The 20,010-nt window shown below is 72.6% G+C and carries 19 protein-coding genes; 7 read left to right on the forward strand and 12 right to left on the reverse strand.

All coding sequences use genetic code 11. The annotated features are described in order from the left end of the window. Nucleotides 1-107: 107 nt before the first annotated feature. From QI554_RS02200 to QI554_RS02215, 4 genes are all read right to left on the reverse strand, one after another. Nucleotides 108-479, reverse strand: coding sequence for a peptidoglycan-binding domain-containing protein (locus tag QI554_RS02200; RefSeq protein ID WP_281465185.1), 372 nt, complete (start codon nt 477-479; stop codon nt 108-110). A 120-nt stretch (nt 480-599) separates the two neighbouring features. Next, entirely contained in the window at nt 600-992 is a 393-nt protein-coding gene (locus QI554_RS02205; RefSeq protein WP_281465187.1) for a cupin domain-containing protein, read from the reverse strand. A gap of 41 nt (nt 993-1,033) precedes the next feature. Continuing rightward, the gene (locus QI554_RS02210; protein WP_281465189.1) at nt 1,034-1,168 is read right to left on the reverse strand and encodes a hypothetical protein; all 135 of its coding nucleotides are present in this window, start codon (nt 1,166-1,168) and stop codon (nt 1,034-1,036) included. Nucleotides 1,169-1,251: 83 nt separating this feature from the next. Continuing rightward, complete coding sequence (locus tag QI554_RS02215; RefSeq protein WP_281465191.1) at nt 1,252-2,268, reverse strand: CAP domain-containing protein; 1,017 nt, start codon at nt 2,266-2,268, stop codon at nt 1,252-1,254. Between the two features lie 423 nt (nt 2,269-2,691). Between QI554_RS02215 and QI554_RS02220 the strand changes: the two genes are divergently transcribed. The 4 genes from QI554_RS02220 to QI554_RS02235 all read left to right on the forward strand — a co-directional run bounded on the left by QI554_RS02220 (nt 2,692) and on the right by QI554_RS02235 (nt 7,042). Further along, nucleotides 2,692-3,561 carry a PAS domain-containing protein gene (locus tag QI554_RS02220; RefSeq protein WP_281465193.1) on the forward strand — a complete coding sequence of 290 codons (870 nt, stop codon included), beginning with the start codon at nt 2,692-2,694 and terminating at the stop codon, nt 3,559-3,561. 232 nt (nt 3,562-3,793) lie between these two features. Beyond that, on the forward strand, nt 3,794-5,263 hold the full coding sequence (locus QI554_RS02225) for a Cys-Gln thioester bond-forming surface protein (protein ID WP_281465194.1): 1,470 nt from the start codon (nt 3,794-3,796) through the stop codon (nt 5,261-5,263). A gap of 94 nt (nt 5,264-5,357) precedes the next feature. Then, nucleotides 5,358-6,269, forward strand: coding sequence for a pirin family protein (locus tag QI554_RS02230; RefSeq protein ID WP_281465195.1), 912 nt, complete (start codon nt 5,358-5,360; stop codon nt 6,267-6,269). Nucleotides 6,270-6,358: 89 nt separating this feature from the next. Beyond that, nucleotides 6,359-7,042 (forward strand): TetR/AcrR family transcriptional regulator, encoded by a 684-nt coding sequence (locus tag QI554_RS02235; RefSeq protein WP_281465196.1) that lies wholly within the window; start codon nt 6,359-6,361, stop codon nt 7,040-7,042. A gap of 7 nt (nt 7,043-7,049) precedes the next feature. Here the strand turns inward: QI554_RS02235 and QI554_RS02240 are convergent, their stop codons facing one another. Beyond that, nucleotides 7,050-7,643: an ankyrin repeat domain-containing protein gene (locus tag QI554_RS02240; protein WP_281465198.1), complete on the reverse strand. Its 594-nt coding sequence runs from the start codon at nt 7,641-7,643 to the stop codon at nt 7,050-7,052. Nucleotides 7,644-7,866: 223 nt separating this feature from the next. Beyond that, nucleotides 7,867-8,460, reverse strand: a complete 594-nt coding sequence (locus QI554_RS02245) for a GlcG/HbpS family heme-binding protein (RefSeq protein ID WP_281465200.1) — start codon at nt 8,458-8,460, stop codon at nt 7,867-7,869. 315 nt (nt 8,461-8,775) lie between these two features. On the opposite strand from QI554_RS02245, the gene argG reads away from it, so the two are divergent. After that, complete coding sequence (argG, locus tag QI554_RS02250; RefSeq protein ID WP_281465202.1) at nt 8,776-10,221, forward strand: argininosuccinate synthase; 1,446 nt, start codon at nt 8,776-8,778, stop codon at nt 10,219-10,221. A 602-nt stretch (nt 10,222-10,823) separates the two neighbouring features. Here the strand turns inward: argG and QI554_RS02255 are convergent. From QI554_RS02255 to QI554_RS02275, 5 genes are read right to left on the reverse strand one after another with little or no spacing between them, the layout of a single operon-like run. Continuing rightward, entirely contained in the window at nt 10,824-12,845 is a 2,022-nt protein-coding gene (locus QI554_RS02255) for an NADPH-dependent 2,4-dienoyl-CoA reductase (RefSeq protein WP_281465204.1), read from the reverse strand. Nucleotides 12,846-12,885: 40 nt separating this feature from the next. Beyond that, a complete protein-coding gene (locus QI554_RS02260) occupies nt 12,886-13,929 on the reverse strand; it encodes an LLM class flavin-dependent oxidoreductase (RefSeq protein WP_281465206.1) in 1,044 nt (347 codons plus the stop codon). After that, complete coding sequence (locus tag QI554_RS02265; RefSeq protein WP_281465208.1) at nt 13,929-14,477, reverse strand: SRPBCC family protein; 549 nt, start codon at nt 14,475-14,477, stop codon at nt 13,929-13,931. The genes QI554_RS02260 and QI554_RS02265 overlap by 1 nt, the downstream gene beginning before the upstream one ends. A gap of 14 nt (nt 14,478-14,491) precedes the next feature. Then, the gene (locus QI554_RS02270) at nt 14,492-16,099 is read right to left on the reverse strand and encodes an AMP-binding protein (RefSeq protein ID WP_281465210.1); all 1,608 of its coding nucleotides are present in this window, start codon (nt 16,097-16,099) and stop codon (nt 14,492-14,494) included. Then, entirely contained in the window at nt 16,099-17,355 is a 1,257-nt protein-coding gene (locus QI554_RS02275) for an acyl-CoA dehydrogenase family protein (RefSeq protein ID WP_281465212.1), read from the reverse strand. Before QI554_RS02275 ends, QI554_RS02270 begins: the two co-directional genes overlap by 1 nt. Nucleotides 17,356-17,522: 167 nt before the next feature. Here QI554_RS02275 and QI554_RS02280 point away from each other — a divergent pair, with 167 nt between their 5' ends. Both QI554_RS02280 and QI554_RS02285 read left to right on the forward strand, forming a co-directional pair. Continuing rightward, nucleotides 17,523-18,683: an acyl-CoA dehydrogenase family protein gene (locus QI554_RS02280; protein WP_281465214.1), complete on the forward strand. Its 1,161-nt coding sequence runs from the start codon at nt 17,523-17,525 to the stop codon at nt 18,681-18,683. A 43-nt stretch (nt 18,684-18,726) separates the two neighbouring features. After that, nucleotides 18,727-19,263, forward strand: a complete 537-nt coding sequence (locus QI554_RS02285) for a winged helix-turn-helix transcriptional regulator (RefSeq protein WP_281465216.1) — start codon at nt 18,727-18,729, stop codon at nt 19,261-19,263. A gap of 473 nt (nt 19,264-19,736) precedes the next feature. Here the strand turns inward: QI554_RS02285 and QI554_RS02290 are convergent. Continuing rightward, a partial coding sequence (locus QI554_RS02290; RefSeq protein WP_281465218.1) for a transposase family protein occupies nt 19,737-20,010 on the reverse strand: 274 nt, incomplete at its 5' end.

Genomic DNA, 20,010 nt, shown 5'->3' on the forward strand with positions numbered 1-20,010 from the left:
CCGCGCCCCCCCCCCGCCCCCGGGGCGCCCCCGGCGGCGGGGAGGGCCGGGCCGATCCGCCCCCGTCGGCGGATCGGCCCGGCCCTCGTCGGGGAGGCGGCCTCGGCTCAGCCGAAGTAGCGCAGCACCGGCCAGCTGTCCGGGCCGACGTATCCGTCCGGCCAAAGGGCGTGGTTGGCCTGGAAGTTCGTCATCGCGTCCTTGGTCTTCTGGCCGTAGATGCCGTCCGCGGTGATGTTGTAGCCCACGCCGCGGAGCAGGCACTGCGCCTCGATGACCGGCTTGCTCGACTCGCCGAAGTGCGGGACATAGGTGCTGCCGCTGTAGTAGCCGGCGTACGTGCGGTACGGGTTGGTGGTGCGCGTGTAATGGCAGGTGTATGTCGTCGCCGACGCCTCGGTCGCGGTGAAGGCCACACCGGCACCGGCCAGGAGCGTCGCGGCGACGCCGACCGCGGCCATGCGCTTGCGCACGTTCATGGGGAGCCCTTCCTGCTGGGGGAGTGGCGCCGTCTCCGGCGCCCCCAAACCCTCGCCGAGGCGCTACCCGCCGGTATTGGAGAAATCCGACGCGGCCGGCTGGCCGGCAGCGGCCACTGGTCACGTGTCGCCCGGAAGGAACGGCACCGGGTGGCCGACCGCGTCGGCGGGCGGGTGGTGCAGCTTGCCGACGCGGACGCCCGGCGGGCCCGGCCACCAGAGCCAGAAGATCTCCAGGTCCCCGGAACCGGTGACGGCGGTGATGTCGTGCGCGGTGCCCGCCTTCGTGAACAGGATGTCGCCGGGCCGGACCTGGTAGCACACATCGCCGATCCGGACGGTTCCCGTGCCCGACTGCACGAACCAGTACTCGTCGAAGTCGTGGTAGTGCCGGTCGAATCTGCCCGTGCCGTCGACGGCCACCCGGAACCGCCCGGCCGACGAGACACGGCAGCCGGGCGGACGGGTCTCCGGCGTGAGTCGTTCGCCGTCGCCGGTACGGATCAGCGCCATGGGGTGGATGCTCCTGGTCTGTTGGGGGCGGGGCGCGGCCGTCAGGGCCCGAACGGTCCCTCACCGACGCCTTCGGCGTCCGTCGGGACGGTGCCCTTGCACTTCGAGCACTTCTGGTACTTGCCGTCGGCGACGTTCCGCCACACGTGCCGGCAACTGGAGGCGGGTGCAGGCAATTTCGACACTCCTGGAAGCAAGGTGGTCGGCGCCACCGCGCCGTAGGCGGCCCCCGTCGCCGGCTTCGAACACCTCGTCTCCGTCAGTACCTGAACACCGCCGTCCAGTACGGCACACCGAACTCGTCGATGTAGACGCCGACACCGACGCCGGACCACAGCGGATCCAGGAGGTTCGCGCGGGCGTCAGGCGTGCTCATCCATCCCCGCAGGACGTCCTGCGGACAGTCGTAGCCGACCGCGGCGGAGGCGCCGCCGACCCGTGCAGCCGCCGCGTCCGGTACCCGTCCCGGCAGCCCGGAGGCCTGGTGGCCGCCAGGGTCCCGCCGCGCCATGTTCTGGCTGAACAGGAATGCCGTGTGGGCCAGTTCCATGTCCACAGTGAGCCGGGGGAGGCCCCGGTCGGCGCGCCGGTCGTTGATCATGTCCATCGCGTCGTACGCGTATTGCACTTCCGCGCTCAGGGGCGGCGAGGCCTGCCGCCGGTCCGCCGCTGGGACGGACGTCTTCGCACCCGGAGTGACGACACCCTGAGCGATCTTGGGCGGCGCGGCCGGCCGTTCGGGCGTGGCGGGCCTTGCCGCGGTTTGGCCCGTCCCGCCGGGCGGTGCCGCAGGCCGCTCGCGCGCCGTGGTCCCCGCCGCGGCCTGCCCCGACCCGGCCGGCGCCGGCGCGGCACCGTTCGACGTCCCGGACGGCGGAGTCCGCGCGCCGACATCGGCGCCGGCGCCGGCCCCGGGGACGCCAGGGCTCGACGCCGCCTGCTGCGCGGGCGCCGTGGGCCGCAGCCGGTCCGCACCGTCAGCGGCGGGATCGGTTCCCTCGGCGGAGCCCGGTCCGATGGCTGACGCCCTGTCCCCGACCGGGGCCATCGCCGGGCCGGCGGCGTTACTGGTGTCCGCGAGGCCGCGGGGTGCCGTGGCGCGGTCCACGACGGCGACGCTGAGCCCCACGGCCAGGACGCTCGCGCCGACCGCGGCCGCCATGCCGCGGTTCGCGCCGAGCGCGGCGATCGCGGTCGCCGTCGGCCGCCGATGGCGTCCTCTGCCGACCTCGAACTCCTCGCGGCCTTCACGGCCTTCGCGGCGGTTGTGCCCCACGGATACTCCTCCCGACACGCGCGGCGGCGCTCACAACTCTTCGATCGATCGCTTCGAGCAGATGTCCTCGCTTCGCGCCGCGGGCGGCCGCAGACCCGGCTCCGCCGCACCGCACATGGAGGACGCCGACGGACATCCGCGCGTCGGGCCACCGGCCCGACCACCCCCCCGGTACGCCGGCGTACGGAGCTTAGAAGTCAACGCAGTTGATCTCCCTTAAGCCGTCCGGAGCTCTTCCTTAAAGATCTTTCGGTCTGGCTTCGCGGCCCCGAGCCGCGAGGTTCGGGCACCTACGATCGCCAGGCCAGCGGCGGCCGACGGCGACGGAGGCCGCCCCGTCACCGACTCGAACTTGGCGGCCGAGTGAATCCTTCGATTTCGCGAGCCCAAGACCGACCGGACTCCGCGGCGCAGGTCGACGCCGTGCCGATCCCGGTGCTCGTGGTGAACAGCATCGGGACCGTCGTCGACGCCAACACCGCGGCGGTGCGCGCCTTCCAGGGCCCGGGAACCCGGCTCCTGGGGCTGTGCGTCCTCGACCTGCTGCCGGAGTGGGACCCCCGTCGCGTGCCGCCGACCGCGGATCCGCCGCACGGCCCCGGCGGGGGTCCCGCGCCGGAGCGGATGACCGCCAGACGCACGGACCGGCGCGAGTTCCCCGCCGAAGTGACCGTCGGCGCCGTCGAACACCGCGGCCGGGAAGGCAGGTTGGCGCTCCCCCACGTCGGACCGAGTCTCCGGAGCAGTTCCGGCACCGCGTTCCTCGTCACCGTCCGCGACATCACCGACCAGCTGCGCCTGGAGGCGGAACTCCGTCGTGAGCGGCAGCAGACCGAGCTGATCCTGCGCGCCGCGCGCGAAGGCGTGATCGGTGTCGACGGCGACGGCCGCATCGTGCTCGCGAACCCGGTCACCACGCGGCTGCTCGGCTACCGGGCCGGCGAACTGCGCGGGCGCGAACTGGTCCCGCTGGCCATGCACTCAGGCCCCGACGGCAACCCGCTGCCCGCGCACGCCTCACCGCTGCTGGACACCCTGAACTCAGGACGCCCGCACCGGACATCGGCGGTCCTGTGGAACAGGGACGGCAGCGCACTGCCCGCCGACGTGACGACCCTCCCCATGCGGGACGGCGACCGCATCGTCGGTGCCATTCTCACGTTCACCACCCGGCCGCTCCACGACGAACCCGACCGGCGGCTGGAGGACCGGGTGCGCCCGGTCGCGGCGTACGACGGCGTCCCGACCCGGCTTCCCCGGATCGCGGCGTGGCGCAACTACCGTCACCGCTGACGGCCGCCGACGAGGCGGCGGTCGGCCTGAGGGCCGGGCGCCGCGGCGCGGACCGGCGGCCGGCTTAAGTGATCCCGAAGACGTGCCTAACGGTCTCCCAAAGATACGAATCATGGCTGCGAGCAGGGGTTTTCGCGGGGCCGACACGAGTAACGTCCGTGACGCCCGAGGTACGTGAACACCCCGTACTCGGAGCCGGAACTTTCGGAAATCATGCGAGGAGACCCCTGCCATGCTGGGAACGATGCGGGGCATGCGTCGCTGCGGAACGGCACTCGCCGTCCCCGCCGCGGCCGTGGCTGCGTTGCTGTTCACGTCGGGAACCGCGGCGGCCGACACGGGCACGACCGCGAAGTACGACGGCACCGTCGACGAAACGCGAAGCAGCGTCTGGGTGAAGGTCCCGGTCGAGGGCCGGCCGGGTGTGTCGGAGTGGCACCACCCCGTCACGGCGCTGATGCAGCTGAAGGCCGACGGCGGTGCGGTCAAGGTGTACTGCATCGACCGGGCGACGGTCGTCCGCCCGTCCTCCGAGTACCGCGAGGCCTCGTGGAGCGACTCGTGGCTCAGCGACTCGGAGCGGACCCGCAAGATCACCTGGGTTCTCAACAACTCGTACCCGAAGATCGACGACCTGGACAAGGTCGCGGGCCAGGCGGGCATTGCCAAGGGCGGGCTCGACGTGCGCGAGGCGGTCGCCGCGACCCAGGCGGCCGTCTGGCACTTCAGCAACGGCGCCCAACTGCCGGACACCGACAACCAGGGGGCACGGCAGAGCGGTGACGTGCTCAAGCTGTACACCTACCTGACGGGTGCCGGGAACACCGGCCTCAACGAGCCGAAGCCGTCGCTCACCCTCGACCCGGAGAAGGCCCAGGGCACGCCGGGCGACAAGCCGATCGGCCCGCTGAAGGTGACGACGAACGCGGTCGGCAAGGTGTCCGTGAAGGTGAAGGGCACGGCGCCGCAGGGTGTGTCGCTGGTCGGCAAGGACGGGAAGCCGGTCACCGAGGCGGCGAACGGAACGGAGCTGTACGCGAAGGTCCCGGCCGGGACTCCGGCGGGCTCGCTGGAGGTGACCGCACAGACTACGGCGGCCGTCGGTATCGGACGGGTGTTCGTCGGCAAGGACCGCAAGGACACGCAGACGCTGATCGCCGCGGGCCCGTCCGAGGTGAACGCGAACGCGAGCGGTTCGTTCGTCTGGGCGCCGAAGCCGAAGCCGGTGCCTCACGCGGCGGCCGCGGTCGACTGCGCCGAGGGCGGGCTGGTCGTGAGCCTCACCAACACGGGCGGCGCGCCGGCGGACTTCCGGATCGGCGACACCACGGTGACCGTGCCCGCGGGCGGCAGCAAGAAGCACACCGTCAAGGTGGCGGAGGACGCCGACTACTCGGTGACCGTCACCGGCCCGGACGGATTCAGCGAGACGTTCGCGGGCAAGCGGGACTGCCAGACGCCGCCGCCGGTCGTGAACGAACCCGTCCCGAACCCGGACCTTCCGGCGGAGCCGCTGGACGGGCACCCGACCACGCCCGTGCCCGCCACGCCCGGACCCGAGGCCACGCCGCACCTGGCCCAGACCGGCGGCTCCGACTCCGCCACCACGCTGATCGGCAGCATCGCCGGCGCGCTGCTGCTGGCGGGCGGCGGGGCGGTCTTCCTGGTCCGGCGCCGCAAGAGCGCGGGGAACGCGAGCTAGATCCTGCGGCGGCGGTGATAAACAGAACTGTTCATTACGTCGACAGTACTGTTCAGTCTTGACAGTGAACGAACTTGTTTAGTTGACTGGACGCATGACGAACACACTTGCCACCGCCGCCGTTTCCGCGACCGCCGCCGCCGTCCGCTCGGTCGCCCGCGTCGCGAGCCCGATCCACACGTACGAAGGCGCCGGCTTCCCGGTCCGCCGCCCGTTCCCGACCCCGGGACTGCCTTTCGTCGACCCGTTCCTGATGGTCGATCAGGTCGGCCCCGTCGACCTCGGGCCGGGGGAGGCCAAGGGCGCCCCGCCGCACCCGCACCGCGGCTTCGAGACCATCCAGTACGTCATCGACGGCGACATCGCCAACGCCGACTCGCGCGGCCACAGCGCCGTGGTCCGGGGCGGGGGAGTGCAGTGGCTCACCGCCGGCTCCGGCATCGTCCACGAGGCCCTGCCCACACCGGAGTTCCTCGCCGCCGGCGGACGCCAGCACATGCTGCAGATCTGGCTCAACCTGCCCGCGCGCCTCAAGGGGACCCCGCCGCGCAGCCAGAACGCCGAGCCCGGCGACATCCCCGTCGTCACCACCGAAGACGGCGCCGAGCTCACGGTCATCGCGGGCACCACCCACGGCGTCACCGGGCCGTTCGCGACCCACACGCCCGCGCTCGTCGTGCACGCCCGCCTCGCGGCCGGCGCGCGCGCCGAGTTCACGGCGCCCGCCGGGCACAACGCGATGCTGTACGTGATGGCCGGCTCGGCCGCCACCGCCGGCGTCGACCTGCCGGACGGCCACCTCGCGGTGCTGGACCACGACGAAGAGCGGTTCGCCGTCGAGGCCGTCGACGGTCCCGCCGAGGTGCTCGTGCTGGCCGGCGAGCCGATCGGCGAGCCGGTGGCGCGCAGCGGCCCGTTCGTCATGAACACCGCCGCCGAGCTGCGGCAGGCCGAGAAGGACTTCGGCCTGGGGCTCATGGGGACGATGCCGGTGGTGTCGGACTGAACGGTTCAGTCTCTAGACTGAACCGTTCTGCACACACCCTTCGCCGCGCGGCGCAGCACAGCCGCACGGCCACCACCCGGAGGGCACCCATGGGAGCCGACCGCCCCGATGCCGCCACGGACGACTACGGCATCCCGATCATCCCGGACCCCGACGACACCGCCGTCCGCAAGCGCCAGGCGATCATCGACGCCGCCCTCGCGGAGTTCCTCGCCGAGGGCTACGCGGCGGCCCGGATCGACACCATCACGGCCCGGTCCGGCGTCTCCAAAGCCACCATCTACAAGCACTTCGGCAGCAAGGAACGCCTCTTCCTGGCCGTCATCGGCGGCCTGCTGCCCAGGACGTACGCCGACCTCGAACCGACCCGGACCACGATCGTCCAGGCGACCGACCTGCGCGAGGCGCTGATCCGGCTCACCACCGACTGGGCGCGCATCCTGCTGCGGCCCGACATCATGTCGCTGCGCCGCCTCGTCATCGGCGAACTCGACCGGTTCCCGCAGCTCGGGCAGCTCTGGTACCGGGTCAGCTACGACATGAACAACGGGCCGCTCGTCGAGGCGGTCACCGAGCTGGACGCGCGCGGCGTGCTCGACGTGCCCAACCCGAAGCTCGCCGTGCAGCAGCTGGTCGCGGCCACGCTCGGCGTCCCGCAGCTGGTGCAGACGTTCAGCGCCGAGGCGACCGTCGACGACGCGGAGCTCGCCGAGATGATCGAGTCCGGCGTCGACCTGTTCCTCGCCCGCTACGGCGGGCCGAAGGCGGGCTGAGCGGCCGTCAGCCGAACGCGCGCAGCAGGGCCGCGATGTCGTCGAAGCCGCGGCTTTCCGCGTGCTCGAGGGCGGTGACGCCGTCGCCGTCCGCGAGACCCGGCGTGGCGCCCGCGGCGAGCAGCAGGCGCACGATGTCCAGGTACGGGCGCGTGCCGTCGCCGAGGATCACGGCTTCGAGCAGCCCGGTCCAGCCGAGGTTGTTGACGTGGTCGACGTCGATGCCGGTCGCCAGGACGCGGCGGACGTACGCCACGTGCCCGCGCTCGCACGCGGGAATCAGGGACACGCCGCCGTAACGGTTCGTCAGCGCGAGGTTGGGGCGGCCCGGCAGCAGGGCCTCCAGCATGGCGACCGAGCCGGTGACGCCGGTGACGAGCCACGGGCTGTCGCGTCGGTCGTCCTGCGCGTCGACGTCGGCGCCGCGGGAGACCAGCAGGCGCGCGGTCTCGACGTGGTCGCCGAGCGAGGCCAGCAGCAGCGCGCTGCGGCCGCGCGGGTCGCGGGCGTCTATCGGCACGCCGGCGTCGAGGGCGGCGGCCACCGCCTCGGTGTCGCCGTGCTCGGCGGCGTGCCAGAGCGGGGCTGCGTCGATGGTCATGGGGGGCCTCCACCAGGCGCGCGGGTCGGAACGGAACGACAACGAGAGGGACGGTACGAGAGGGAACGGTACGAGGCGGCGTGCCCGCAGTCCGAGAGGCATCGGTGTTCCGGTGGATCGTGACCGTGAAGAACGGCGGGACGGAAGGACCGGCGGGGTCCGGGGCGCCGGGGGAAGCGCTCGTCCGGACCCCGCCGGGGCTGTGTGCTGAGGCCTCGTCGGCTCAGCTGTTGAGGGCCGCGACGCCGGCCTGGGCGAACTGCTCGTCCAGGTCGCCGCTCGGCGCGCCCGCGACACCGATGCCCGCGATCGGGGCGCCCTTGGCGTCGACCGGGGCGCCGCCCGCGAGGAACAGCGTGCCGGGGATGTCCTTCAGGTTCGGGGCCTGCGCCAGGCGGCCGGCCAGCACCGAGGTCGGGGCGTTCCACGACACGGCGGTGTAGGCCTTCTCCTGCGCCGACTCGAACGCCTGCGGGCCCGCGCCGTCCCCGCGCAGCTGGACGATCGTGTTGCCGTTGCGGTCCACGACGGCGACCGACACGCGCTGGTTGGCCTTGCCCGCGGCGTCGAGCGCGGCCTGCGCGGCCTTGGTGGCGGCGGCCACGGTCAGGTGGGTCGACTCGACGGTGTCCTGGTTCTTGACGTCGGACTTGGCGGCGGGGGCGGCCTGCGGGGCGGCGGCCTGGCTCGCGGCCGGGGCCGGGGCGGGGGCGTTGTCGGCGGCCGAGGCGCTCACCGCGCCGAAGGCGCCGGCGCCCAGCGCGCCGACGGTGACGACGCCGGTGACGACGCGGTTGCGCACGGACATCTTCTTCATGGTGGTGCTCCTCCATACGGCGGCGGACCCGGTAGGGCGGGCCCGCCTGGTCGGACGGTGCCGGTCGTTGTTTCCGGCCTGCTTCGATCCTGGGCCCGGAAACCGCCCCGTCCGGTCGGGAGGGCGGCTACCTCAGGCGCGCGGTTCGGCTGAGTCCGGGATCATCCGATCGGTTGACCCCGGACCCGGAAAGGCCCTCTGACCAGGGGCGGAGGCGCTCGCCGTGGGAGCGTGCGGGACAATATCCCCGGACGCCGCAGGATCCGACTCCGAAACGGCGTTGCATGAACATGCGGAACTCTGCATAATCTTCCTGTGTCCAAAGTCCTGACTTCCCTGCCCGTCGACGAGCGCGTCGGCATCGCCTTCTCCGGCGGCCTCGACACTTCGGTGGCCGTCGCGTGGATGCGCGCGAAGGGCGCCATCCCCTGCACGTACACCGCCGACATCGGCCAGTACGACGAGCCCGACATCGCCTCGGTCCCCGGCCGCGCCAAGACCTACGGCGCCGAGGTCGCGCGCCTGGTCGACTGCCGCGCCGCGCTGGTCGACGAGGGCCTGGCCGCGCTCGCCTGCGGCGCGTTCCACATCCGCTCCGGCGGTCGCGCGTACTTCAACACGACGCCGCTCGGCCGCGCGGTGACCGGCACCCTGCTGGTCCGCGCGATGCTCGAGGACGACGTGCAGATCTGGGGCGACGGGTCGACGTTCAAGGGCAACGACATCGAGCGGTTCTACCGCTACGGCCTGCTGGCCAACCCGCAGCTGCGGATCTACAAGCCGTGGCTCGACGCCCAGTTCGTCAGCGAGCTCGGCGGCCGCAAGGAGATGTCCGAGTGGCTGGTCGCCCACGGCCTGCCGTACCGGGACAGCACCGAGAAGGCGTACTCCACCGACGCCAACATCTGGGGCGCCACCCACGAGGCCAAGACCCTCGAGCACCTCGACACCGGCGTCGAGACCGTCGAGCCCATCATGGGCGTGCGGTTCTGGGACCCGTCCGTCGAGATCGCCACCGAGGACGTCACGATCGGCTTCGAGCAGGGCCGCCCGGTGACCATCAACGGCAAGGAGTTCGCCTCCGCCGTCGACCTGGTCATGGAGGCCAACGCGATCGGCGGCCGGCACGGCCTCGGCATGTCCGACCAGATCGAGAACCGCATCATCGAGGCCAAGAGCCGCGGCATCTACGAGGCCCCGGGCATGGCACTGCTGCACGCCGCCTACGAGCGGCTGGTCAACGCCATCCACAACGAGGACACCCTCGCCCAGTACCACAACGAGGGCCGCCGCCTCGGCCGCCTCATGTACGAGGGCCGCTGGCTCGACCCGCAGGCCCTCATGGTCCGCGAGTCCCTCCAGCGCTGGGTCGGCGCCGCGATCACCGGCGAGGTCACCCTGCGGCTGCGCCGCGGCGAGGACTACTCGATCCTCGACACCACCGGCCCCGCGCTCAGCTACCACCCCGACAAGCTGTCGATGGAGCGGACCGAGGACTCGGCCTTCGGCCCCGTCGACCGCATCGGCCAGCTGACCATGCGCAACCTCGACATCGCCGACTCGCGCTCCAAGCTCGAGCAGTACGCGGCCATGGGCCTCCTCGGCACCGGCTCCGCCGCCCTCGGCGCCGTCCAGGGCGCCCCCACCGAACTGATCGGCACCCTCCCCGAAGGCGGCGCCGAGGCCATCGCCTCCCGCGGCGAAGCCGTCGAAGACGAAGAAGCCCTGGACCGCGCCGCCATGGAGTTCGGCACCGACTGACCCCCACCCAGGCAAAACCAGGCAGGAACACCCGAAGGCCGGCCCGACGCACGACGCGTCGGACCGGCCTTCCGCGTCCCCACGCCCCCGCGAGGGACCGAGGCCGGCGTCTCGGCGCCCGTCGGGCCGACGGGGTGGGTATCGATCGGGAAGAGCCGCCAGGCCCGGAGCGAAGCCCTGCGCCCGACGCCGCGCCGCCGAACCGATCGCGGCCTGGCTGCGCGGGCGTGGCAACGTCCACGCTGCCGGAGCGGGTGCGGCGAGCGCAGGGAGTGCCGGCGCGGCTACCTGGAACCAGGTCGCGTCGTTTCACTGCGCGCGGCCGGTCGTTGGCTTGGTGGGGTGGGCGCCAGTCCCGCGGTTGGCTCCGTTGTGTGGCGGATGCGGAGCGAGCGGGAAGGCCAACTGGGCGAGCGAGGGCATTGGAAGGCCGCCAGGCCAAGGGCGAAGCGCGGTGTCCGTGCCGCGTCGTCGAACGGGTCGCGGACTCGCGGCGTGGGCGGTGTCATGCCCACGCCGCGGAGCGGGTGCGCGGCTAGCGGGGACGGGGTCGGGCTGTTCAACAGCGTGAGGGGCGGGTCGCCGGGGCGGCGGGGGGGGTGTCAGAGGGTGGCGGCGAGTTCTGTTCCCTGGCGGATGGCGCGTTTGGCGTCGAGTTCTGTGGCCTTGTCGGCGCCGCCGATGAGGTGGGGGGTGAGGCCTTGGGCGGTCAGGGCGGCTTGGAGGTCTCGGCGGGGTTCCTGGCCTGTGCACAGGACGACGGTGTCGACCGCGAGGGTGTGGGGCTCGCCTGCGATGGTGATGTGTAGGCCTGCGTCGTCGATGTGGTCGTAGGTCACGCCGGCGGTCATCGTGACGCCTCGGCGGCGGAGTTCGGTGCGGTGGATCCAGCCGGTGGTCTTGCCCAGGCCGGCGCCGACCTTGGTGGTCTTGCGTTGGAGGAGGTGCACGCTGCGGCCCGGTGGTTCGGGTGCCGCGTCGCGGAGGGCGCCGCCGGTTCGGTATTCGTCGTCGATGCCCCAGCGGCGGGCGAACGCCGACGGGAGCAGGGCCGCGTCGTCGCCCGGGTCGGTCAGGTAGGCGGCGACGTCGAAGCCGATGCCGCCGGCGCCCACGACGGCCACGCGCGTGCCGACCGGGCGGTCGTCGCGCAGGACGTCCAGGTAACCGACCACGCTCGGATGGTCGGACCCGGGGATGCCCGGGTCGCGCGGCCGTACCCCGGTGGCCAGCACTATCTCGTCGAACCCTTCGGCCGCCAGGAGTTCGGCGGTCACCTCGACGCCGAGGCGGAGGGTGACCTGGTTGAGCCGCAGCTGCTCGCGGTAGTAGCGCAGGGTCTCGTCGAACTCCTCCTTGCCCGGCACCTTGCGCGCGATGTTGAGCTGGCCGCCGATCTCGGGTGCGGCGTCGAACAGGGTGACGTCGTGGCCGCGTTCGGCCGCGGTCACGGTGAACGCCAGCCCGGCGGGGCCGGCCCCCACGACGCCGATGCGCTTGCGCAGCCGCGTCGGCCCCCAGGTCAGCTCGGTCTCGTGGCACGCCCGCGGGTTGACCAGGCACGACGTCACCTGGCCGCTGAACGTGTGGTCCAGGCACGCCTGGTTGCACCCGATGCAGGTGTTGATCGTCTCCGCCCGGCCCTGCCGCGCCTTGGCGAGCAGGTCGGGGTCGGCCAGGAACGGCCGGGCCATCGACACCATGTCCGCGCCGCCGTCGGCGAGCAACTGTTCCGCGAGATCGGGGGTGTTGATGCGGTTGGACGTCACCAGCGGCACGCCCACCTCGCCCATCAGCCGCCGCGTCACCCAGGTGAACGCCCCGCGCGGCACCGAGGTGGCGATGGTCGGGATCCGCGCCTCGTGCCAGCCGATGCCCGTGTTGATGATGGTCGCCCCGGCCGCCTCGACGGCGCGCGCGAGTTGCACGACCTCGTCCAGCGTCGAGCCGCCGGGCACCAGGTCCAGCATGGACAGCCGGTAGATCAGGATGAAGTCGGGCCCGACCCGTTCCCGGACCCGGCGCACGATCTCGACGGGGAACCGCATGCGGTTCTCGTAGCCGCCGCCCCACCGGTCGGTGCGCCGGTTCGTCGCGGCGACCAGGAACTCGTTGACCAGGTAGCCCTCGGAGCCCATGATCTCGACGCCGTCGTACCCGGCGCGCTGCGCCAGCGCCGCCGCGCGCGCGAAGTCCTCGACGGTCTCCTCGACCTCGTCGTCGGTGAGGGCGTGCGGGACGTGTCCGCTGATCGGCGCCTGGAGCGCGCTGGGCGCGACGAGGTCGGGGTGGTGGGCGTAGCGCCCGAAGTGCAGGAGCTGCAGGGCGATGCGGCCGCCGGCCTCGTGGACGGCGCGGGTGACCGTGAGGTGCTCGTCGGCCTCCTCCTTGGTGGTCAGCTTGGCGCCGCCCTCCCACGGGCGGCCGCGCTCGTTGGGGGCGATGCCCCCGGTGACGATGAGGCCGGCGCCGCCGCGGGCGCGTTCGGCGTAGAACGCGGCCATGCGCGCGAAGCCGTCGGGTGCCTCTTCGAGGCCGACGTGCATCGAGCCCATGATCACCCGGTTGGGGAGGGTGACGAAGCCGAGGTCGAGCGGTTGGAACAGGTGCGGGTAGGGGGACATCCTGCGGCTCTTTCGGTGAGGGGGAGGGAAGTGGCGGGCGTCAGCCGACGGCCCGGACGAGGTCGAGCGCCCGTCCGAGGGTTTCGAGCCGCGCGGCGATCGAGTCGCCCGCCGGGTACAGCCGCACGGTCGTCACGCCGGTGTCGCGCCACACGCGCAGCCGTTCGCGGACCATCTCCTCGGTGCCGATCAGCGTCGTGGCCAGCACCATCTCGTCGGTGACCAGGCGCGCCGCGGCGGCGCGGTCGCCCGACTGCCACGCGGCCCGCACCTCGGCGGCCGCCCCGGCCCAGCCCTGGCGGCTGTAGGCGTTGTTGTAGAAGTTGGTGGCGCCGGAGCCCATGCCGCCGAGCGAGAACGCGAGTTCCTTCTTGCGGCTGTCGACGATCGCCGCCAGCTCGGCCTCGTCGCGGGCGAAGTTCACCTCGGCGCCCTGGCAGACGTCGAGGTCGGCGCGGGTGCGCCCGGAGCGGGCGAGCCCGGCGTCCAGGTGGTCGAAGTAGGCGGCCGAGCCCTCGGGGACGAAGCTGGTGCCGAGCCAGCCGTCCGCGACCTCGCCGGTGAGTTCGAGCGTCTTCGGCGACAGCGACGCCAGGTACACCGGCACGTCGACGGGCGGGACGGACAGCCGCATGGGCCGCCCCTCGCCGCCCGGCACCGGGATCGCGAACTCCCGGCCCTCGTGGGAGATCTTCTCGCCCGCGAACGCGCTGCGGACGATCTCGACCGTCTCACGCATCCGCCGAAGCGGGCGCCCGAACGGCACGCCGTGCAGGCCCTCCACGACCTGCGGCCCGGACGCCCCGAGGCCGAGCAGGAAGCGGCCGTCGGACATGTGCGCGAGCGTCATCGCGGTCTGCGCGACGGCCACGGGCGTACGCGTGCCCAGCTGGATCACGCCGGACCCGAGCAGCAGCCGCTCGGTGCGGGCGGCCAGGTACCCGAGCGCGGACGGAGCGTCGGAGCCCCAGGCCTCGGCGACCCAGCACACGTCCAGGCCCAGCTTCTCGGCCTCGCACACGAAGTCGACGAGCTCACGCCAGCTCGCGTGCCCGGACGCCTCGATGGTGGTGGCGGTACGCATCAGTGCTCTCCGGCCGGGTCGGTGACGTCGAGAGCGGTACGGGCGGCCTCCGCGCGGGCCTTGATGGCGGCGAGGTTCGCGGTGATCGCCGCCTCGAACTCACGCATCCGGACGAACACGATCTTCTGCTCCTTCTCCGGCATCCGGTCGATCGCGACGCTCAGCCCGGACCGGCCGGGGCCCATGCGCATCCATTGCTCCAGCACCGTGCCGGCGCCTTCCGGACGCAGCGTGAACCGCCAGGTGGCGGTGGGGTTCTCGGGGTCCATCACGGCCCAGGTGAACCGCCGCACGGGCTCGTACTCGACGACGTACGACGTGGTCTGCCACTCGCCGAACGCCTCGTGCCGGCTGTGCCCGACGAACCGGTGCCCGAGCGCGGGCCCGGTGGCGCCGTCGAGCCATTCCACGGCGACGAGTTCGCCGCTGAGCTCGGGCATCAGGTGGATGTCGGCCACGAGGGCCCACACCCGGTCGCAGGGGGCGTCGACGTACGTGTCGACGGCGACGGTGGGGCCGTCGGCGTAGCGTTGCCCGGTCCACTCCATGTCGGTGGTGCTCCTCAGTTCTCGGGGGCCGGATGCGCACGCAGGACGCGGCGCAGGATCTTCCCGGCGGGGGACTTGGGGATCGCGTCGAGGAACGCGACGCGGCGGACCTTCTTGTGCGGAGCCACGCGCGCGGCGACATACGCCAGCACCGCGGCGGCGTCCAGGCCGGCGCCGCCGGGCCCGCGCACGACGAACGCCTTCGGCACCTCCTCGCCGTTCGCGTCCGCCACACCCACGACCGCGGCGTCGGCGATGCCGGGATGGGTGAGCAGGACGGCCTCCAGCTCGGCGGGCGCGACCTGGTAGCCGTGGTACTTGATGAGCTCCTTGATCCGGTCGACGACGTGGAACACCCCATCCGCGTCGACGGTCAGCAGGTCGCCGGTGTGCAGGAAGCCGTCGGCGTCGAGGACCTCCGCGGTGGCGGCCGGGTTCCCGAGGTAGCCGGACATGATGTTCGGTCCGCGGCACCACAGTTCGCCGGGCTCCCCGGGCGCGACGTCCAGGCCCGTGGCCGGGTCGACCAGCCGGGCCTCGACGTCCGGCAGCAGGACGCCGACCGAGCCGCGGTCGACGTCGGGCCGGTCGTGCGGAATGCCGAGCAGCGCAGGACTGGACTCGGTGAGCCCGAAGCCCTGCAACACGGTGCACCCGAGCCGCGCCGTCACCGCCTCCGCCACCTCACGCGACAGCGGCGCGGCCGCGGACAGCACGACATCCACCGAGCTCAGGTCGTAGCCGTCCACCGCAGGGTGCTTGGCCAGCGCGAGCGCCAGCGGCGGCGCCACCGACACATGGTCCACGCGGTGCTTCTCGATCGCGCCGAGCAGCGCGTCCAGGTCGAAGCGCGGCATCGTCACGACGGTCGCGCGCCGGTGCAGGGCCATGCTCATGATCGCCGTGAGCCCATAGATGTGGAACAGCGGCAGGACCGCCAGCGACACACTGCCGGCACCGAGCCGGCTCAACGGCATCGACTGGAGCGTGTTGGCGACCAGGTTGCGATGGGTCAGCATGACCCCCTTGGGACGCCCGGTCGTACCGGACGAGTAGGGGAGCACAGCAAGGTCACCGCCACGGACCACGGCGTTCGGCGCCGGAGCCGCACGGTCCGCGAGCCAGTCGGACAGCGCCGACTCGGGCACGGAACCCGCAGTGCCCGGCGCCGGTCCGTCGATCAGCACAATCTCGCCGACCCGGACCCCGTCCGCCCGCACCGCCGCGCGGGCGCGTTCGAGGCCGTCTCGCCAGGTGAACAGCACGCGGGCCCCGCTGTCCCGCAGCTGGTGGGCGACCTCGTCGGGCGTGTACAGGGCGTTGACCGTGGTCGCGACGGCACCCGCGGACAGGACACCGAAGAACACCAGCGGATACGCAGGCGTGTTCGGCGCGAACAGCGCGACCACGTCCCCGAGGCCGATCCCACGCGCCACCAGCCCGGCCGCGACCCGGCCCGCACCGTCCGCGAGTTGCCCGTACGTGAGGGACAGCCCGGTGGCGGCACAGACCAACGCCGTGCGGTCGCGGTGCGCACCGAGCTCGTCCGCCGGTCCCAGCACGAACCGCGGCAGCCCGACGTCGGGCACGTCCAGAGGAGGAAACGCGCTGCGCAGAGTCATCACGAGCCTCCGATGGAGGCGGACCCAGGTGGCACCTTGGCGGCTTTCGGTTCCTTGGGAAGACCAAGCAGCAGCTCGCCCACGATGCCGCGCTGCACCTGCGACGTCCCCGCATAAATCGTCCCGGCACGCGCGTTGAGGTACACGCTCACCCACGACGCGGACGAGTTCGGCGCGCCGGGGTCGTCGGTCTGGAACCAGTGCGGCGAGCGCCGCCCCGACGGCGCGAGCGCGTCGGCGCCGAGAACGTCCATCGCCAACTCGGTGACCAGCCGGTGGTACTCGCTCCACAGCAGCTTGAACGAGGCCGCCTCAGCACCCGGCTCCTCCCCGGCCACCAGCCGGGTCGCCGTGCGCAGCCCATGACAGCGCAGCTGCTCGACCTGGACGTGGCACCACGCGAGGCGCCGCCGAACGTCGGGGTCCGTGTCGAGCCCGCGCTCGCGGACCAGAGCGATCAGCCGGTCGAGCTCGGTCCGAAACGCGATCGGCGCACGCAACGCGGTCTCCCCGCGCTCGAAGCCGAGCAGCGACATCGCGACCGCCCAGCCGCCGTTGACAGGCCCGACGACCAGGTCGGAGCCGGTGACCGCGTCGTCGAAGAAGGTCTCGTTGAAGTCCGCGTCGCCCGTGAGATTGCGGATGGGACGGATCTCGACACCGGGCTGGTCGAGCGGCACCAGCAGCATCGACAGCCCGCGGTGCGGGGCGGCCTCGGGATCGGTGCGGGCCAGCACGAACATCCAGTTCGCATGATGCGCGCCGGACGACCACAGCTTCTGGCCGTTGAGCACCCACCGGTCGCCGTCCCGCACCGCGCGCACAGACACCGCCGCGAGGTCGGAACCCGCACCGGGCTCGGAGAAGCCCTGGCTGAACACGTACTCGCCGGACACGATGCGCGGCAGGAACCGCGCGCACAGCGCCTCGTCGGCCCAGCGCAGCATCGTGTTGCCGAGCATGACGATCCCGAAGGCGTCGTTGTCCGTTCCTGCCGGGAGTCCGGCCCGGGTCAGCTCCTCGGTGAGGACGACGAGTTCGGCCGCGCCCAGGCCGGCGCCGCCGTAGCGCTCGGGCCAGGACGGAGTGAGCCAGCCGGTGGCGGCGAGTTCGGCGCGTACGTGGGCGGTGAAGGCGACGCGTTCGTCCTCCGGCAGCGCGCCCACGCCGTGCCAGTCGGGTGGAGTGACGGCGTCGACGAAGGCGCGGACCTTGCCGCGGAAGGCTTCGGCGACGGCGGAGTCCCGTAGATCCATCGGGTCCCTTTCGAGGTGTTCCGGATGCCGGGCAAACCTGATGACCGAGAGGGTTGCTTAGATGGACTTAGCTGGTCAAGACTTTGCAGCCAAGCAATTGCGCCACCGCGGAGAAGGCGGCCGGCGCGGCCAGGCGACCCCGCACGGCGGGATGTGAGGAGCGGTCCATGCGTTTCGCACTCAGCGACGAACAGCACGAACTCGCCCGGATGGCGAGCCGCGTGGCGGCCCAACGGGCCCAGGCAGGCACCGGCGCACACGTCCCCACCTGGGGCGAACGGCCCGCGTTCGACCGGGCACTGTGGACCACGCTCGCCGAGCTGGGACTGCTCGGCCTGGGCGTCCCCGAGGAGCGGGGCGGATCAGGCGGCGGCGCGGTGGAACTCGCCCTCGTCGCCGAGGAGATGGGCGCAGCGGCGCCCCTCGTGCCCTACGTCCCAGCAGCCGTCGCCCTGGCCGCGCTGACCGCGGGCGACCCGGCCGGCCGCCCGGACACCAGCGAACTGATCGCCGAGATCACCGCCGGACGGATCGTCGCCGTCCCGGCCTGGGAGACCTTCGCCGACCTGGCCGACCGACCGCGCCGGGACGCCCTCCAGGTGACCGCCACGGAACCCGCGAGCCACCCCGGAGACCCCGAGGTCGTCCGGGTGTCGGGAACGGTCGCGGTGCCGTTCGGGGACAGCGCCGACATGGTCGTCGCCGAGGCCGCAGGCCGCACCCCGGGCGACCCGCGCCAACGCGTGCTCCTGGACCTCGACCGCCCCGGTGTGCGGGTGACCCCGGTCGAGGGGCTCGACGTCGTGGAGCCGCTCGCGATCCTCGAGTGCGAGGACGCCGTGGCGGACGTCGTCGGCCCCGACACCCGCCCGGGCGCCGCCGCCGAGGCCATGCGCGTCATCCTCGCCGCGGAACTGGTCGGGACCGGACGCCGGGCCCTCGACGACGCGGTGCGGTACGCCAAGGAACGCCACCAGTTCGGACGGCCGATCGGGTCGTTCCAGGCCCTCAAGCACATGCTCGCCGACCGCCACGTCCAACTCGACGCGGCCCGGATGCTCGTATGGCTCGCGGCGGCGGAACACGACACGGCGGGCGCGACCGACCAGGGCGCGACCGAAGTCCCGCCGGGCCTCACCGCGCTCGCCGCCGCCACCGAAGCCGCCGACGCCGCGACGGCCGACGGCCTCCAGGCCCACGGCGGCATCGGATTCACCTGGGAGCAGCCCGCACACGTGTTCCTCAAGCACGCCCGGGCCCGGCGGGCGCTGCTGGGCTCCCCGGGACGCCGGCTCGACCGCGTGGCCGACGCACTGCTCGCGCTCTGACGACCCCGCTGACCTGCTGAGTCCCTGGATTAGACTGATCACCATGAGACGGACGTCGTTCGCGCACTGGCCCTGCCAGATCGCCCGCACCATGGACCTGCTCGGCGACTGGTGGACGCCGCTCGTCCTGCGCGAGGCCTACTACGGCCTGCGGCGCTTCGACGAGTTCCAGCAGGGACTCGGCATCGCCCGCACCACGCTCTCCGACCGGCTCGGCCGACTCGTCGAGGAAGGCCTGCTGGAGAAGCAGGTCTACCAGACCGAGCCGACCCGCTACGAGTACGTGCTCACCGAGAAGGGCCAGGACTTCTTCCCGGTGCTGGTCGCGATGATGCGCTGGGGCGACCGGTGGCTCAACGGCCCCGAGGGGCCGCCGGTCGTCCTCCACCACGAGGCCTGCGGCCACGACACCGAACCGGACGCCCTGTGCAGCGCCTGCGGCGAGCGCCTGGCAGTCGCCGACATGTCGATGCACCCGGGCCCCGGCTACCCGGCGAGGTTGATCGAACGCCCGGACATCAAGGCCCGGTTCGAACGCGTGGCCCCGGGCCGGACGCGAGAGGCCGACGAAACGGTGTGACGCAAGTGTGACGCCGAGACCCCCCGATGAGGGAGTTTCGGTGATTCGCATACGTGACGGCACAGTGACCAGGGGTCCGGCGGCTGGGCTGCTCCGTTGCGGCGTGGAAGTCGAAGACCATGCACCGCCCCGGACCTGCACGCTGGCGGTGGCCAACTCCCCCTCCCGATTGGGGATTGTCCGCGCGGCCGAACGGCTGTCAAGGCGCGGTGGACCGGTCTTCGACAGGTGGCCTGTCGCGTGTCGGGGAGGCGCCTTGACAGCCGCCCGGCCGCGCTTGAAACCGCGGCAACTATCGGGAGGGGGAGGCGGTGTGGAGGCGCATAGGCGGCTTCGCGTTGCCGGGCTGCGGTCCCAGCGTGGGGCGGGCGGGCGACCACCTTTGACGACCGGTGACCGGGCTCCATGGGTCTCATATCGCACCAAATCCGGGCATTGAGGCGGCCGAACCCCTATTGAGGTGTTCTCACCGTTCATGATTTCCAGGCGTTGTTGAGGGCGAGGGCGGCCTGGGCGATGGCGCCGATGCGTTCGGGGCTGAGGGTGACGTGTTGGAGGGCGCGCCAGCGTTGTTTGAGCTGGGCGATGGCGCGTTCGCCGGGTCCGCGCAGGCCGCGGATGAGGGCGTTGCGGGTGCGGGTGTTGATGTGCGGGTCGGCTTCGCGGCCGTGGTGGCGGGGGAAGGCGGGGTGGTGGATCCCGATGCCGGCGCCGCGGTAGCCCTTGTCGGCGATGGCGGGCGGGCCG

It is taken from the genome of Yinghuangia seranimata (assembly GCF_029953285.1).
GTDB lineage: Bacteria > Actinomycetota > Actinomycetes > Streptomycetales > Streptomycetaceae > Yinghuangia > Yinghuangia seranimata.